Raw genomic sequence first — 14,907 nt, forward strand, 5'->3', positions numbered from 1 at the left:
GTGCCTGAGTTGATCCATGCCATTGAGGAGTACCTGACAATATCCAATGCCGACCCTAAACCATTGGTGTGGAAAGCCTCCGCCAAAGCCATTCTTGACAAGCTCGCTCGTTGTAAAGCAGTTTATGAAACACTAGACTAGACACATACGGGATAGAGCCCAGCTGCAAATATTGAAGATGTGATTTCGACTCTCCCCCATCTCCACCAGAAACACGACCGAGCCTCCGTAATGTGACTGCACCATTCGTCGTAATGTTACTTGCCTGTGCCGATAGTCATCTCCAAGGCTATCGTTTGAATTGAAGCCCAGCATTATACGATGGCGTCACATTTGCCGTATAGCCCTGTGTTTTGCATGAAGGGACACTCCAAGTCCTTACAGAGTCATCAAGAGGCAAGTTGGCCAGCCTGATCTGACTTGGTGCACCAGGGGTGGTAATTAATTGTGAGAATTGGGGTGGTCATTTGCCTTGAGAATCTACAAAAAGTTCAATAGCATTGTGTGGCCTTCTGGTTCAATGAAATTGTCTCCTTTCTCATAGGGTGACATTGTCACAGAACCATTGATGGGTGTCATTATCTTAGAACTACCACAAGCATATTGACTTGCAGTTGAGGCTTGTTTTATACTTATCCACCAGTTGCCCGAGTAGCGCAACGGTAGCGCAACCGATTTGTAATCGGTAGGTTAGTGGGTTCGAATCCCCTCTCGGGCTACGGAGGGGTGGGTGAGCGGCTAATACCAACAGACTGTAAATCTGTCGCCTAACGGCTTCGCAGGTTCGAATCCTGCCCCCTCCAGTATAGGGGTGAATCTGTTACAATTGAATAAGTGCCCACATAGCTCAGTTGGTAGAGCACGCCCTTGGTAAGGGCGAGGTCACCAGTTCGACCCTGGTTGTGGGCTTATAAAAGAGGAGGCTATTAATGGCAAAGAAGAAATTCGATCGAACAAAGCCGCATGTCAACATTGGCACGATTGGGCACGTCGACCACGGCAAGACAACGTTGACCTCAGCTATTACCAGGGTGCTGGCCACAGCAGGTAAAGCTGAGTATCGAGCCTATGATTCGATCGATAATGCCCCTGAAGAAAAGGCCAGGGGACTAACGATACAGATTGCTCACATAGAATATGAGACGGAGAAGCGTCACTACGCCCATGTGGATTGCCCCGGCCACGCTGACTATATTAAGAATATGATCACCGGAGCCGCCCAAATGGATGGAGCTATACTGGTTGTCAGTGCCTTCGATGGCCCGATGCCCCAGACCAGAGAGCATATCTTGCTGGCGCGCCAGGTGGAAGTACCTTATATCCTGGTTGCCCTGAATAAGGTGGATCTCATGGAGGACGCCGAACTGCTGGAATTGGTAGAGCTGGAGGTAAGGGAGTTGCTTACCAAGTACGGTTTCCCCGGTGATGCGACACCGATAGTGAGAGTCAGCGGACTCAAAGCCGGTGAATGCGGCTGTGGTAAGAGGGAGTGTCAATGGTGTGGAGGCATCTGGAAATTGATGGATGCAGTGGATTCATATATCCCGAATCCCGTGCGATCGAAGGATAAGCCTTTCCTTATGCCGATTGAAGATGTTTTCAGCATTAAGGGACGCGGCACTGTGCCTACAGGAAGGGTAGAGCGTGGTACTGTCAAGTCGGGTGATGAGGTAGAGATAGTAGGCCTGGGAGAAACCAGGAAGACTGTGGTTATCAGCCTGGAGATGTTTCACAAGATATTGGATTACTCCGAACCCGGCGATGCTGTCGGCGTCCTGCTAAGAGGTGTAGAGCGAGAGCAGATAACTAGAGGCCAGGTACTGGCCAAGCCAGGCTCGATCAAGCCCCATACCCAGGCAGAAGCCCAGGTATACGTTTTGAGCAAGGAGGAGGGTGGAAGGCATACCCCATTCTTCAATGGCTACAAACCACAGTTATACATCAGAACCACAGATGTAACTGGAGAAATGCTTCTGCCACAAGGTATGGAGATGGCCATGCCTGGTGATGACGTAAAGATGACCATCAAGCTAATCACCGCCGTAGCCCTCGAGGAAGGTCTCCATTTTGCTATCCGGGAGGGAGGCAAGACCGTGGGCGCTGGGGTGTTCACCCACATCATTGAATAGGAGCGCAAGTGGCAAAAAAAGCTGACGTTAGAGGTATTATTTATCTGGCCTGCCCCGAGTGCAAGGAGAGAACCTATACCACTACCAAGAACAGGAAAAATGATCAACAGCGGTTGGAATTGAAAAAATACTGCCCCCGCTGTCGGATTCATACCCTCCACAAGGAGACCAAATAGTGGTCACCAAAAGGGCCAGCGGAGTCAAGAGGCTTGGCTCGAGGTTCAGATTCTTTGGAGACACTATAGCTGAGCTCAAGAAGGTGACCTGGCCTACTAGACAAGAGGCAATCAGATTGACCGTGACGGTTCTCATCGTTTGCATTATAATAGGTGCATTCCTCGCCCTGGCAGATTATGGGTTTTCCCGCCTCGTGCGAGATGTTTTCATGCCGAAGGCATAGACTATGGGGGAGAAAGAAAACAACAAGAAGTGGTTCATGGTTCATACCTACACCGGGCATGAGAACCAGGTTGAGACCAACCTCAAGCAGCGCATTAAGTCTATGGACGCTGGTGCAGACATAGCCGATGTAGTAGTACCTAAGATTGAAGAGATTGAAATAAAGGAAGGACAACGACGTAAGGTAGAGAAGAAACTGTACCCTGGCTATGTACTTGTCCAGATGACAATGAATGATCAGAGCTGGAACGTAGTTCGCAATACTCCGGGAGTCACCAGCTTTGTAAGCACCCAGGATGAGCAGGGCAAACTGATCCCCGCATCATTGGAAGATGCGGAGGTCGCTGCTATCCTGGAAAAAACGAAGGTCGGGGCGCCTCAGGTTAAGGTTGGCCTAAGCAAAGGCCAGAGCGTCCGCATTACCGATGGCCCCTTCCTCGATTTCGCTGGCATAATTGATGAGATTAGCCCGCAGAAAGGTAAGGTGAGAGTGCTGGTTTCTTTCTTTGGGCGCGAAACACCTGTCGAACTCGATTTTCTGCAGATAGAGAGACTTTAAGATGGCAAAAAAGGTAAAGGCAATCATTAAGCTGCAACTCCCCGCCGGCAAGGCTACCCCGGCTCCCCCAATAGGTCCTGCTCTGGGACAGCATGGAGCCAACATTATGGCTTTCTGCAAAGAGTACAACGAGCGCACAGCTTCCCAGGAAGGTAGCGTCATCCCGGTAGAGGTCACCATCTACGAAGACCGCTCGTTTACTTTTGCCCTGAAAACCCCACCAACCGCTGATCTCCTAAAGAAGGCTATGGGAATTGAGCTAGGGAGCGGATCCCCCAGGACAAACCTGATTGGCAAGCTTCCCCGAGAGAAAATGCGTGAGATTGCTAAGATTAAGATGAAAGACCTTAATGCGTCTGACCTCGATCAGGCTACAAAGATCGTCGAAGGTACTGCACGCAGCATGGGAATTGAGAGTGAATAACTTATGGCAAAACATGGTAAGAAGTACGAAGAGTCTATCAAACTAGTAGAACAAGATAAGGCATACTCCCTGAAAGAAGCCGTCGATCTGGCGAAAAAGACGGCTCATGCCAAATTCGATGAAACCGTGGAACTCCATCTTCGCATGAACCTGGACCAGCGTGCTGCTGACCAGCAGATAAGAGGCATTGCCCTGCTTCCCAATGGGCTCGGAAAGAAGATCCGCATCCTGGTCTTCACCCAGGGCGAGGGCGTAAAGGCTGCAGAGGAAGCTGGAGCAGACTATGTGGGTGGTGATGACATGATTAAGAAAATCGAGGAGGGATGGCTCGATTTTGATGTCACTATTGCCACCCCTGACATGATGGGGAGAATAGGTAAGCTTGGCAAGATACTTGGTCGCAAAGGGCTCATGCCAAATCCGAAGTTGGGCACTGTAGTCGCTGCCTCGGATATCCCGAGAGTAATCAAGGATGCCAGCAAGGGTCGGGCAGAGTTCAAGCTGGATCGTACGGGCAACATCCATTTGGCTATAGGAAAGATAAGTTTTGAGACAGACAAGCTTGTGGAAAACTTGGCTGCAGCACTGGAAGCAATAGTCAAGGCTAAGCCCAGCGGATCAAAAGGCCAGTATGTAAAGAGCGCTACAATATCGACCTCAATGGGCCCTGGTATCACCCTCGACCTAAAATCTGCCCTGAGCACAGATTAAGGGCAAGATGAGTTCAACTCCAAAGCCGTCGTTCTTACGGCAAGGGTTTGCATATCTATATCTATGTAAGAAAACCATCACGGAAGGAGCAGAAGAATGCCAGGTATAGTTTCGTATGGTGCTTATGTCCCTATCTATAGGCTGAGCCGAGAGGCCATCGGTGCGATGTGGAACAAGGCCGTCGCAAAGGGCGAGAAGGCCGTGGCCAACGCCGATGAGGACACTGTAACCATGGGAGTGGAAGCCGTCCTGGACTGTCTGAACGGCATGGACCGCAACCAGGTGGACGGCCTTTACTTCGCCACCGACTCGCCGCCCTACGTTGAGAAGCAGTCCGCTAGCATAATAAGGGCGGCTACGGACCTTCGCGAAGACATTCTAACATTCGATGTCTCCCACTCGCTTAGGAGCGCCGGTTCTGCCATGAAAGCAGCCATGGACGCAGTGAAGGCTGGGTCGGCCAAGAGGGTGATGGTGGCTGCTGCCGAGCGCCGCATACCCGCCCCGAATTCAGAGTTCGAGCTGCAGTTTGGAGATGGAGCAGCAGCATTCCTCGTTGGTGACACTGACGTAGCTGCGTCATTGGAAGGCAGCTATCATATCTCCAGCCAATTCGTCGACATCTGGAAGAAACCCCAGGATACCTATATGCAGTCGTGGGAGGATCGGTTTGTCCGTGACGAAGGCTATATGAAGATGATACCTCAGGCCGTAGCCGGGCTCCTGAAGAAGCTTGGACTGACCCCCAAGGCCATCACCAAGGCGGCCTTCTACGGACCCGACGCCAGGACTCATGCCTCAATCGGCAGCGCTATGGGCCTCGACCCAAAGACGCAGATTCAATCTCCCCTACTGGAGAGCATCGGCAACACCGGTACAGCCCTGGCCCCCATGATCCTGGTGGCTGCTCTCGAAGAGGCTAAGCCCGGCGACTTGATACTGTTCGCTACCTACGGTGATGGCGCCGACGCCTTCCTGTTCAAAGTAACCGACCAGATTGACAAGGTTAGGAACAGGAGGGGAGTAAAGCGCCACCTGGCATCTAAAATGATGCTCCCCAACTATGGAAAGTACGTCGAGATACGTGAGCTCATGGAGGGCGAAGCGGGACGCCGTCCAGCCCGCAGATCATCCCTGCCAGTCATATGGCGCGAGAGACAGCACCTGTTCCCTCTCTATGGGCAGAAGTGCCGTTCCTGCGGCAACATCCAGTACCCCAAGCAGAGGATCTGCATTTATTGTCAGGCGAAGGATAACTTTGAACTCATCAGGCTCTCCGACAAGACAGGAAAGGTTTTTACCTTCAGTATGGACCAGAGGGCCGTGGAGATCGTTCTGCCCAAGGTATTCACCGTGGTCGACCTCGACGGCGGCGGCAGGTTTTATAGTGTCATGACCGACCGCGATCCTTCGAAGGTTGCACTTGGGATGCCTGTGGAGATGACCTTCAGAATACAACTGGAGGGATCTGGCCTCTACAACTACTTCTGGCGAGTCCGCCCAATCAGATGCTAAGGAGAAGAGAATGGAAAGCTTAAAGGATAAAGTAGCTATCGTCGGAATGGGTTGCACCCCCTTCGGGGAGTTTTGGGATAAGGACCCTGTCGACCTCATAGTCGATGCGGCCACCGAGGCTTTCGAGGATGCTGGCATCACGTCAAAAGAAATTCAGGCGGCCTGGGTGGGATACACCAATCAGGACAATGCTATGACTGGCATCATTCTCTCTAGTGCTCTTCAGCTCCAGTTTATCCCCGTAACACGCGTGGAAAACGCTTGCGGCACCGGTGCCGAGACATTCAGGGGAGCTGCACTGGGCCTCGCATCCAAAACCTATGACCTGGTGCTGGCCCTGGGCTGGGAGAAGATGAAGGACGCCGGGTTTGGCGGTATTGGCCAGGCATACCCCGGCAAATGGCATCCAGTCTATGGTGCCGCTCCCGAAGTCGGCGGGGCTGTGGCCCGGTACGCCCTGGCAGCAACCAAGTATTTTGCTAGATACGGACTCAGCCCGGAAGAGGGCAAACGCCTGCTGGCCAAGATATCGGTCAAGAGCCACTACAACGGCTCTCGCAACCCCAAGGCGATGTTGCGCAACAGGATAACCATAGAACAGGTACTGAACGCTCCTATCATAGCCTGGCCACTGGGTCTATTTGACTGCTGCGGAGTCTGCGACGGTGCATCTGCCGCTATCATGTGCCGCACCGAGGATGCCAGGCACTTCCGGCCCAAGGGAGATTACATTACCATCAAGGCTTCTGCCATTGCCTGCGGACCAGGCTGGGGCAAGGAGAGGACGAACTACGAATACACGACCTGGGAAGAGACAGAGGCGGCCGCCAAGCAGGCTTATGCCATGGCTGGAATCAAGAACCCCAGAAAGGAGCTCAGCATGGCCGAGGTCCATGACTGCTTCTCCGTAGCAGAGATGATAGCCGTGGAGTCTATGGGCATATGCGAAAAGGGCCATGCCAAAGACGACATCGACTCCGGGGCCTGGGAGCAGGGAGGCGAGATCCCCATTAACGTCAGCGGCGGGCTCAAGGCCTTCGGACACCCGGCGGGCGCTAGCGGAGGTCGTGAGGTATACGAGTTCTACAAGCAATTCCAGGGCAAGGCCGAAGATTCCACCCGTCAATTGAAAGACGTGAAGATGGGGTTGGCCCATAACCAGGGTGGTCATCCCGGCAACTTTGTATGTGGCATCACCATCGTCGGTGAGCCGCCATCTTTATAAGGAGGCCTTTCTTTTCCATAACCGCTTACTGTATAATAGGCGGTAAAGAATAAATTGCAGCATTGCCGTAGATAGCAGGTGTCCCCAGGGCTTAAAGTGTTTGCCTGCTGAGGCGAATCGGTAACCTCAGAAGCAGCTATCTTTAGAGTCCCGGGGCAAGGTTAATGCTCAGGGGCCTATTTTTTTGAGCCCCTGCCCAACGAATGGAGCCAACCAGGGTTATCAAGTAATGCAAATGGGAGAAAATAGATGATACGAGAAAAGAAAGAAGAGAATGTCAAGAAAGTCGAGGAGCTGCTTTCAAGTTGCACAATAGCTATTGTTACTGACTATCGGGGAATGCCGGTCAGTGAGCTGAGCAAACTGCGCCGCCAGCTAAAGGAATCTGGAATCAAGTATCATATCGTCAAGAACAGCCTGGCTTCCCTTGCAGCAGAGAAGAGCGGTAAAGAGGAACTGAAGAATCTCCTCAAGGGCCCTTCGGCAATAGCCTTTGGCTATGGCGAGGTTAACCAGCCAGCCAAAGTCCTGACCGACTACATTCGCACGTCCAAACAGTCCCTCAGCATTAGGGGAGGCGTCCTGCAGAAGCGGTCACTTACCGCAGCAGATGTATCAGCCCTTTCCTTACTTCCACCCAGGGAGGTATTGGTCGCTCAATTACTGCAGCAGATGCAAAAGCCCATTTACTCTATCGTGGCTGTCTTGAATGCTGAACTGACAGCACTTCCACGATTACTACAAGCAAGAAAACAACAACTAGAAGGAGGTTAAGGTAATGACCAAAGAAGAGATGATAGCCGTTATCAAAGCTATGACGGTTCTCGAACTGGCCGAGTTGATCAAGGCTCTGGAGCAGGAATTCGGAGTCAGCGCAGCACCAGTAGCTGTAGCTGGACCGGCAGCACCCGCAGCGGGCGCAGCAGCACCGGCGGCAGAGGAACAAACACAGTTCAGTGTTATCCTCAAGGAGATAGGCCCCAACAAGATCAATGTCATCAAGGCTGTTAGAGAGGTAACCACATTAGGATTAAAGGAAGCCAAAGAGCTCGTGGAAGGCGCGCCTAAGACAGTGAAAGAGGGGGCCTCAAAAGAGGAAGCAACCGCTGTTAAAGACAAGCTTCAGGCCGCCGGAGCAACAGCCGAGATTAAGTAACCGGAGACAAGCGGTAATCTAATACTATAACCTTTGTCTCCACCGTTCCGACATTGAGATTCGATTTGGTGACGGAGAACTTCGGCTGAGGGATAACCTCCCTCAGCCCCATTTCTGTAAGGAATTTATCCAAAGGCTCCAGCCATGTTACCACGCTGCTCTGGTAGTGCATGGGGATAACAACCTTCGGATTAAGGTGCCTCACTATATCAGCTGCTCCCTTGGCATCAATAGTAGATTGGCCACCAACTGGTGCGATCAGTATATCGAGATTGCCTAGCTCTTCCGCTTGACGCGCTGATGGCAGATGACCTAGATCACCCAGATGGCAGAGCCTCATATCCTCCATCTCAATCACATAGCTGATGTTCTTCCCCCGAGTTTTCCCCTGCTCCGAGTCATGGAAATTCGGAACGCCCATGACGAAAACACCGCCAATCTCATATTCACCTGGCCGGCTAATCACCCTCGGATTACCATCGACACCCGTTGAATTGCTATGACCTTCGTGTGAATGACTTACGGTTACGATGTTTGCCGTAGGCCTGACCCAGCGATAACCTACGCTTTCACAGTAAGGGTCAGTAACCAGGGTAACTTCCTTACCCCTGATCTTAAGGCATGAATGTCCAAGATAGGTTATTTCCATCAGCTCTTAACGTCCATCAAGGTGTTCCGCTCTATCAACCTCATCACTGTATGAGGTCTTGGGCAATAGAGCAGTTGAGATACCCGCCACAGCAGCAGCCTTGGCTATATCCAGAGGGATAAATGGTAAAACTGCCCGGACCATCGTCTCGCCGAACCCGGTATGTCTGACCGCTGCATAGTAAGTGGCTCCACATACGTATATAATCGCTACGCCCACAAGCATAAGCCCCAACTGAGCGTAGAACCGCCGGGCCGCTATGTATTTCTCGGTCAACTTACCACTCAGGAAAGCCGCAAGGATGAAACCTGCAAGATAGCCCATAGTTGGGAATGCCGGACTGGTAAGATAAGCCACACCACTGTGCCAGCCCTGAAACCAGGGAACACCACATGCCCCCAGCACCAGGTAAAGAGCCTGACCCAGAGCACCATAAGCTGATCCTAGTAGCACCCCGCTCGCCAACACAGGCAGGACCTGGCCAGTAATCGGAACATCCGTAAACCAGAGAGGGATCCTGATTTGAGCGAAGAGGCCCGTTACGCCAGCCATACTTAAAGCAAGGCCGATCTTCTGGACCGTGCTCAGTTCATGACGCCACCTGAACGCTTGCCATCTCCAACTCCTATACCTCTCAGCGTAAGCGCTAACTGCCATTCTATTGATCCCTCCGTTCCAGACACATTAACTTAGTATATTATTCGATGCAGCCTCGACAGTCAAACCTCTTCTTCTTTCCATGCCCCCTCACCAATGAGGGGAACCCATCGGCAAGGGCCAAGGTCCTGAACAACGGTTCCATTGGTTCTTTTGGTAACCTTCAATAGCTTCTGTTCATGACGAGAGCCTACAGGAATCAACAGGCGCCCATCAACAGCAAGTTGGTCCAAAAGCTGCTCGGGGACACTTGGGGCACCCGCTGTAACGATGATGGCGTCGTAGGGTGCTTTGTGGCGCCATCCCAACACTGGTTCAGCCAGGTGTACTTCAATGTTCATGTAGCCCAGTTCCTCCAGTACCTCTCTTGCTTTTTCGGCAAGCTGAGGATGCCTCTCCACAGTGACCACCCAATTAGCCAGCTCAGCCAAAATAGCCGACTGATATCCACTCCCGGTCCCTATCTCCAGAACCTTTTCTTGTCCACCCAGTTCCAGGGCCTCTGTCATCATTGCCACTATGAGAGGTTGTGAGATTGTTTGCCCTTGCCCAAGAGGGAGCGGCCTGTCCTCGTAAGCCTCGCGTTGATAAACAGCAGGCACGAACAGTTCCCGCGCAACGCGCGCCATTGCCTTAAGCACCCTCTCGTCTTTTATCTCCCGCCGCAGATGTTCGATTAACATCAAACGTGCTGCAGCAAAGTCTGTTTCCAAATCGGGACTCCTCATCCTCTGGCTTGTGCACCCATTCAACCAGATGAGCTAATTAGCCCTTACACCATCACAGAACACGTCGACGCCATGGAAGGTTACTTAGATTTTAGCCTACACCTCTTCGCTAGTCTATATTCCAGGGAAGCATCCGCCGGACCATCCTATATTGGATTTACTGCGTGCGGTGCTGCGGGTGATAGTCCTTTGCTTTCCAGTGAGCCACCAAGTTTATTGATCATGTCCTGCCCCATCGGACTTGGCTGCCACTCCCTGCGCTCAACCTGAAAACGCAGGTATAAAATAGCACGCTGCGGCGTGCAAAAAGGGAGTCGTTCTGTACTGAGAGTCCAACCACACCTAAGTAACCTATCTTCCCGAACACTTAATTCCTGCAGCCATTTTGGCAACGTTAGTCTCGGAAGATGTTGAGGACATTGCCAACTTTAGAAGGGAGCACGAGAGGTTTATCAGGACGTGTTCTAAGTGGACGAACCTATTAAGTTTCTAGTGAGGTGAATAATGGATAAACAACTATTAAGGGAACTTGACCAGCACCAGGACAAACTCACCATCGAAATACATCGCCAAGTTGTCAAGTCCCAGTCAGCCAATGCTAAAGTTGCCGAGCTTTGTGCGTGGCCCTCTGGCCCTAAGTCCCAGGCAGCCATTGGAACTGCGGGCGTTTTGACAACCTGAACTGTAGAGGCTGAAGTGAAAAGACTCAGGCATGGCTTGAACCTGATTAGGAAGCTGAGGTTGAAGGCAAAGACTGGGTGGCTACAGCCTAATGACCCGGAATTGGCTGAGGTGAGAAGGTTATCGGCTACTTGCAGCCCTATTTCATGAGGGAGCCAGAAGATTGAAGCCTCTACCATGCTCTTGGGGCCGTGTTCTCCAAGCGGCCCCTGGCTCCCTCTTCGATTGTTTGGCCGGACCGTGTTCTGATGCTGTGACGCCCTCTCAGTACGGAACTGCCCGGCCACATCCTTCCGGGGCCAGGTCATCACTCCGCCTGGCCCTAGTATTTGCCCTATGCCTCTAGGCCCTAGTAGAAAGCGTCAAAGTAGATTGTCCATTCCTCTATGCCGTCGAATGCAACCCTAGGGTAGAATTGCTGCCTGCCATCCCATATGTATTCCACGCCAACGGATATAGGACGTACCTGCGTTCGCCGGCCTTATGGAGAATGTCACTGTTAGTAGACGGTATTATCCCAGGGTACATAACGCCTGCAATATCGCCATTTTGGTATTGGACAAAAACCACAAAAAAGTTGCTAGAGGTCTGCTCACCAACATCGAGAGTAAATCTCAAGCGGAACCCATCCCCCGGTACATAGAAGGGAGCGGTATCCTCATATCCGAGGCCGTACCAATCCGGCAAGGGAGTGAGGACATCGTCTCCAGAGTCAGTGAAGGTAGTGATAGACTGATGCCACTCCTTGACAGTCAATTCGCCAGAGGGACCCTCTGGACCCTCTGGTCCTACTGCTCCCTGAACACCCTGTATCCCCTTGCACGCCCTGTGGCCCTTGTTCACCTTTTGCACCTGCACAAGCAGTACCTATAATTGCACCTGCAAGTAGAAGCAACACCACCCCGATAGCCATCAGTCTGAAGAACCGCATTTTTCTCCTCCTGATTGAGATACCTCCCTGAATGTACAAGGTGTGGAGGTCAACATCAAGCGCCCTGCAGAACTTCAGGCTGTCTGTCAGGTTATCCCATCAAACAGTTCGGTTCTGTTCGGAATAGGTTGATGGGGCTGCCAAGTCTCGAATGTTCTACGGCTTTCACCAACGTCAACCAGACAGAAGCTGCGCACACGATGAAACGATAGTGAGGATGCTGGTGGACTGTGATTGAGACGGCAGACCTACAGTGACCAGACTGAAGCTTGCAACCAGACATAAATCAAAACCCTTGACATCTGCGAACTCACTATAGTACGTTCTCAAAAGGTTTCCCAGACGATAGCCACTTATAGGCCAGGCTTCTGCATATCTAGTGCCCTAGCGGGGCAAGACTACTCATAAGGGGGTTGAGTCCTCCGGAGTGGGGGACTGAGTATAGCAAGCCGTTCCTATAACTACTTTACGTTATGGCATGAGCCGCTCTCATTGTTGTTGGGCGCGGGCTTTAGGGGGTGATAGCGAAGAAAGGATTGAATTTATCGAACAATGACTAGTAGGAATGAATTCAACTGGATAGGAGGATAAGGTGGTGAAGTTTACTCCAATCACTAGGGGAATTGTGGCTGCAGTGCTAGCCGTTGGGGCGATCAGTGGCACTTTTGCGGCTGGTTATAACCCTACGCAGATTTCCTCAGATCCAAGACGGATCCCAGATCCTCTGGGGAATCGGGGGGATATCTCTACACCTCTTGTATCTACACAGGATGCATCCACCGGCAGCAGTTACATGCTTGTTGATAACAGGGGCGGTAACTGGGCCGACGCTGAGAAACAGCCTGGTCGTGACGATACCCAAATGTGCTGGGCTGCCACCGCGTCGAACATGCTAGAGTGGACAGGATGGGGATTCGCCCCTGGACGTACGTTTGACAGCACAGACGATATGTTCCGCGAATATCAGGACCACTGGGCCGATTCTGGTAGCTGGCCAAGTTACGCACTGGGCTGGTGGTTTGATGGCTCAATCCCCTCCAGTGGGACAGTTGATGTGCCAGGCAGTGGTGACTTCTGGCCATCATATAACTTTGATGACTATTTCGAGGAGTACTGGGCGGGACCGGATACGCTGCAGCACATAGACGAATATCTGCATAATGGATGGGCTGTCGGACTGGCGATATCCCCAGGAACCGGCCCCAATCATCTTATCACCTGCTGGGGCTTCAATTATGATCCCAGTGTTGACAAATCGGCCCATCCAGAAAACTACTACAAGGGTATTTGGGTAACTGACTCCGACGACGACAAGTATCAATCTGGGGCTCCAGATTGGCTTCAGTACTACAGCGTGTCATATCACAACATTGATAATGCTTGGTGGATGGACAATTATTACGGCGGGTACCACATTTTTGGCGTGGATGGGTTGAAACCCTTCGATGATGACACTAGGCCTGTAGCCAATGCTGGTGGTTCCTACGTTGGTACTGCAGGCCAACCCATCAGTTTTAGTGGTGCTGCTTCCACCGACGCTGACCGCGATGCCCTTCAGTACCGCTGGGACTTCAACAACGACCGTGCCTGGGATACCGCCTGGTCATTAAGCCCGACGGCCAGTTTTACCTGGTGTGATCGGTACAGCGGGACCGTTGTCCTGGAAGTCTCTGACGGCCAGCTGAGGGATGTTCATACGGCTACAGTCACGGTGAATTTTCCGGTCCAAACCCTCAATGCTGTCTGGGGCAGTTCGGCCAGCGACGTCTATGCCGTGGGGAATGGAGGCACCATCCTGCACTACAACGGGACTAGCTGGTCGGCTCAGGTCAGCGGCACCACCAACGACCTCCTTGGCGTCTGGGGCTACCGGTATTCGTTAATACCTATGATTACTGTTGAAGAGGTCTACGCCGTGGGGAGTAACGGAACCGTCCTAGTATCCAGATCCAGTAACGGGTTTCGGTGGACGGCTCAAAGTGGCACAGACGTCGGCACAGACCTCCGGGCTGTCTGGGGCATTCTCACCTTGGTTCCTTGGCCAACTAAACACTATTCGGTCGACGTCTATGCCGTGGGGTTGCAGCGCAACGTCGATGGCCCGTGGTATTACACCATCCTGCACTCCAATGGGAGTAGTTGGTCGGCTCAGAACCCCCCCGGTAGCCAGCTTCAGGGGAGGAACCTTGACGAAGGCCTCTGGGGTGTCTGGGGCAGCTCGACCAACGACATCTATGCCGTGGGGTATGAGCATGGGCAGCCGGAGATCATCCTGCACTCCAGCGACGGCACTTCGTGGACTTCTTGCTCCAGCAGCACCGTCGCCTGGCTCTACGATGTCTGGGGCAGTTCGGACAGCGACGTCTATGCCGTGGGGTCTTCGGGCACCATCCTGCACTCCACTGACGGCGGGAATAGTTGGTCTAGGGTTCAGAACAGCGGCACCACTCAGTGGCTCTATGGTGTCTGGGGCAGGTCGGCCAGCGACATCTATGCCGTGGGGGGGCAGGGCACCATTGTGCACTACGACGGGACTAGCTGGTCGGCTATGGCCAGCAGCGGCACCACTCAGTGGCTCTATGGTGTCTGGGGCACCTTCGCCCGCGTCTTTGTTGTGGGAACAACTGGCACCATCAGGCTCTATCACATTCTTTTGGCAGCCCAATGCGACATCAATGTGGACCAAAAGATCAACTACAGAGACCTGGCCATACTCGGAGCCCACTACAGAGAGGCACCAGCTCCGCCGTATCCGGCGTGGGATATCAACCAGGATGGGAAGGCAGACTTTAGGGACTTGGCCATGCTGGGAGCCCACTATGGAGAGTCCTACTAGGCATAAAGCTTGACCGACTTTGTGCAGATGGGAGTGGCCATGTCAACAGCGCGGGAGTCAACCGCAAACATGGGCAAGGGGGTGGACACCTCTGCCCACCCCTTCTCTTGTTGCCAGACTGGACTGTCACCGGTTCCTCTGGTCGGATCGACATCTGGCCTCGCAGCGATCCCGCCCGGCGGGGGCTACCTCAAGCCGCAAAGACAGCCAAGGAACGATACTTGCTCCTTTTCTGAAGAGCCCAAAGGTGCTAGGTTTCTCTTCCGCATCAGAGGCATCTGGAGTTCAGGGTATCCCTCCCTTTGTA

15 protein-coding genes and 3 tRNA genes are annotated in these 14,907 nt (G+C 52.6%); 15 read left to right on the plus strand and 3 right to left on the minus strand.

The window, feature by feature from the left end:
• Positions 1-645: 645 nt before the first annotated feature.
• The 13 genes from NTZ04_00745 to rplL all read left to right on the plus strand — a co-directional run bounded on the left by NTZ04_00745 (position 646) and on the right by rplL (position 8,118).
• Positions 646-718, plus strand: a tRNA-Thr gene (locus NTZ04_00745).
• A gap of 2 nt (positions 719-720) precedes the next feature.
• Positions 721-803 (plus strand) — tRNA-Tyr (locus NTZ04_00750).
• A gap of 33 nt (positions 804-836) precedes the next feature.
• Positions 837-909: transfer RNA gene (locus NTZ04_00755), tRNA-Thr, on the plus strand.
• 20 nt (positions 910-929) lie between these two features.
• Complete coding sequence (tuf, locus tag NTZ04_00760; GenBank protein MCX5990854.1) at positions 930-2,129, plus strand: elongation factor Tu; 1,200 nt, start codon at positions 930-932, stop codon at positions 2,127-2,129.
• Positions 2,130-2,137: 8 nt separating this feature from the next.
• Complete coding sequence (gene rpmG / locus NTZ04_00765; protein MCX5990855.1) at positions 2,138-2,305, plus strand: 50S ribosomal protein L33; 168 nt, start codon at positions 2,138-2,140, stop codon at positions 2,303-2,305.
• Positions 2,305-2,529, plus strand: coding sequence for a preprotein translocase subunit SecE (gene secE, locus NTZ04_00770; GenBank protein ID MCX5990856.1), 225 nt, complete (start codon positions 2,305-2,307; stop codon positions 2,527-2,529). Before rpmG ends, secE begins: the two co-directional genes overlap by 1 nt.
• A gap of 3 nt (positions 2,530-2,532) precedes the next feature.
• Entirely contained in the window at positions 2,533-3,087 is a 555-nt protein-coding gene (gene nusG / locus NTZ04_00775; GenBank protein ID MCX5990857.1) for a transcription termination/antitermination protein NusG, read from the plus strand.
• A 1-nt stretch (position 3,088) separates the two neighbouring features.
• Complete coding sequence (rplK, locus tag NTZ04_00780) at positions 3,089-3,511, plus strand: 50S ribosomal protein L11 (GenBank protein MCX5990858.1); 423 nt, start codon at positions 3,089-3,091, stop codon at positions 3,509-3,511.
• A 3-nt stretch (positions 3,512-3,514) separates the two neighbouring features.
• Positions 3,515-4,222, plus strand: coding sequence for a 50S ribosomal protein L1 (gene rplA, locus NTZ04_00785; GenBank protein MCX5990859.1), 708 nt, complete (start codon positions 3,515-3,517; stop codon positions 4,220-4,222).
• Between the two features lie 96 nt (positions 4,223-4,318).
• Positions 4,319-5,737, plus strand: coding sequence for an OB-fold domain-containing protein (locus tag NTZ04_00790; protein ID MCX5990860.1), 1,419 nt, complete (start codon positions 4,319-4,321; stop codon positions 5,735-5,737).
• 10 nt (positions 5,738-5,747) lie between these two features.
• The gene (locus NTZ04_00795) at positions 5,748-6,962 is read left to right on the plus strand and encodes an acetyl-CoA acetyltransferase (protein ID MCX5990861.1); all 1,215 of its coding nucleotides are present in this window, start codon (positions 5,748-5,750) and stop codon (positions 6,960-6,962) included.
• A 249-nt stretch (positions 6,963-7,211) separates the two neighbouring features.
• The gene (rplJ, locus tag NTZ04_00800) at positions 7,212-7,736 is read left to right on the plus strand and encodes a 50S ribosomal protein L10 (GenBank protein MCX5990862.1); all 525 of its coding nucleotides are present in this window, start codon (positions 7,212-7,214) and stop codon (positions 7,734-7,736) included.
• Positions 7,737-7,740: 4 nt separating this feature from the next.
• A complete protein-coding gene (rplL, locus tag NTZ04_00805) occupies positions 7,741-8,118 on the plus strand; it encodes a 50S ribosomal protein L7/L12 (GenBank protein MCX5990863.1) in 378 nt (125 codons plus the stop codon).
• Here the strand turns inward: rplL and NTZ04_00810 are convergent.
• From NTZ04_00810 to NTZ04_00820, 3 genes are all read right to left on the minus strand, one after another.
• Positions 8,111-8,767 carry an MBL fold metallo-hydrolase gene (locus tag NTZ04_00810; GenBank protein ID MCX5990864.1) on the minus strand — a complete coding sequence of 219 codons (657 nt, stop codon included), beginning with the start codon at positions 8,765-8,767 and terminating at the stop codon, positions 8,111-8,113. The two genes, rplL and NTZ04_00810, sit on opposite strands and share 8 nt — an antisense overlap.
• 6 nt (positions 8,768-8,773) lie before the next feature.
• Entirely contained in the window at positions 8,774-9,424 is a 651-nt protein-coding gene (locus NTZ04_00815; GenBank protein ID MCX5990865.1) for a biotin transporter BioY, read from the minus strand.
• A 62-nt stretch (positions 9,425-9,486) separates the two neighbouring features.
• Positions 9,487-10,152: a protein-L-isoaspartate(D-aspartate) O-methyltransferase gene (locus NTZ04_00820; protein ID MCX5990866.1), complete on the minus strand. Its 666-nt coding sequence runs from the start codon at positions 10,150-10,152 to the stop codon at positions 9,487-9,489.
• A gap of 504 nt (positions 10,153-10,656) precedes the next feature.
• On the opposite strand from NTZ04_00820, the gene NTZ04_00825 reads away from it, so the two are divergent.
• Both NTZ04_00825 and NTZ04_00830 read left to right on the plus strand, forming a co-directional pair.
• Positions 10,657-10,833 carry a hypothetical protein gene (locus NTZ04_00825; GenBank protein MCX5990867.1) on the plus strand — a complete coding sequence of 59 codons (177 nt, stop codon included), beginning with the start codon at positions 10,657-10,659 and terminating at the stop codon, positions 10,831-10,833.
• Positions 10,834-12,359: 1,526 nt separating this feature from the next.
• Complete coding sequence (locus tag NTZ04_00830; GenBank protein MCX5990868.1) at positions 12,360-14,600, plus strand: PKD domain-containing protein; 2,241 nt, start codon at positions 12,360-12,362, stop codon at positions 14,598-14,600.
• The last annotated feature ends 307 nt before the right edge of the window (positions 14,601-14,907 follow it).

It is taken from the genome of Chloroflexota bacterium, from assembly GCA_026389585.1.
Lineage (GTDB): Bacteria > Chloroflexota > Dehalococcoidia > UBA2247 > RBG-13-53-26 > JAPLHP01.

What these genes read in the sequence shown, in the direction of transcription:
- tuf (MCX5990854.1), top strand. Translation starts at nt 930, where the DNA reads ATGGCAAAGAAGAAATTCGATCGAACAAAGCCGCATGTCAACATTGGC.
- nusG (MCX5990857.1), top strand. Translation starts at nt 2,533, where the DNA reads ATGGGGGAGAAAGAAAACAACAAGAAGTGGTTCATGGTTCATACCTAC.
- rplK (MCX5990858.1), top strand. Translation starts at nt 3,089, where the DNA reads ATGGCAAAAAAGGTAAAGGCAATCATTAAGCTGCAACTCCCCGCCGGC.
- rplA (MCX5990859.1), top strand. Translation starts at nt 3,515, where the DNA reads ATGGCAAAACATGGTAAGAAGTACGAAGAGTCTATCAAACTAGTAGAA.
- NTZ04_00790 (MCX5990860.1), top strand. Translation starts at nt 4,319, where the DNA reads ATGCCAGGTATAGTTTCGTATGGTGCTTATGTCCCTATCTATAGGCTG.
- NTZ04_00795 (MCX5990861.1), top strand. Translation starts at nt 5,748, where the DNA reads ATGGAAAGCTTAAAGGATAAAGTAGCTATCGTCGGAATGGGTTGCACC.
- rplJ (MCX5990862.1), top strand. Translation starts at nt 7,212, where the DNA reads ATGATACGAGAAAAGAAAGAAGAGAATGTCAAGAAAGTCGAGGAGCTG.
- rplL (MCX5990863.1), top strand. Translation starts at nt 7,741, where the DNA reads ATGACCAAAGAAGAGATGATAGCCGTTATCAAAGCTATGACGGTTCTC.
- NTZ04_00810 (MCX5990864.1), bottom strand. Translation starts at nt 8,767, where the DNA reads ATGGAAATAACCTATCTTGGACATTCATGCCTTAAGATCAGGGGTAAG.
- NTZ04_00815 (MCX5990865.1), bottom strand. Translation starts at nt 9,424, where the DNA reads ATGGCAGTTAGCGCTTACGCTGAGAGGTATAGGAGTTGGAGATGGCAA.
- NTZ04_00820 (MCX5990866.1), bottom strand. Translation starts at nt 10,152, where the DNA reads ATGAGGAGTCCCGATTTGGAAACAGACTTTGCTGCAGCACGTTTGATG.
- NTZ04_00825 (MCX5990867.1), top strand. Translation starts at nt 10,657, where the DNA reads ATGGATAAACAACTATTAAGGGAACTTGACCAGCACCAGGACAAACTC.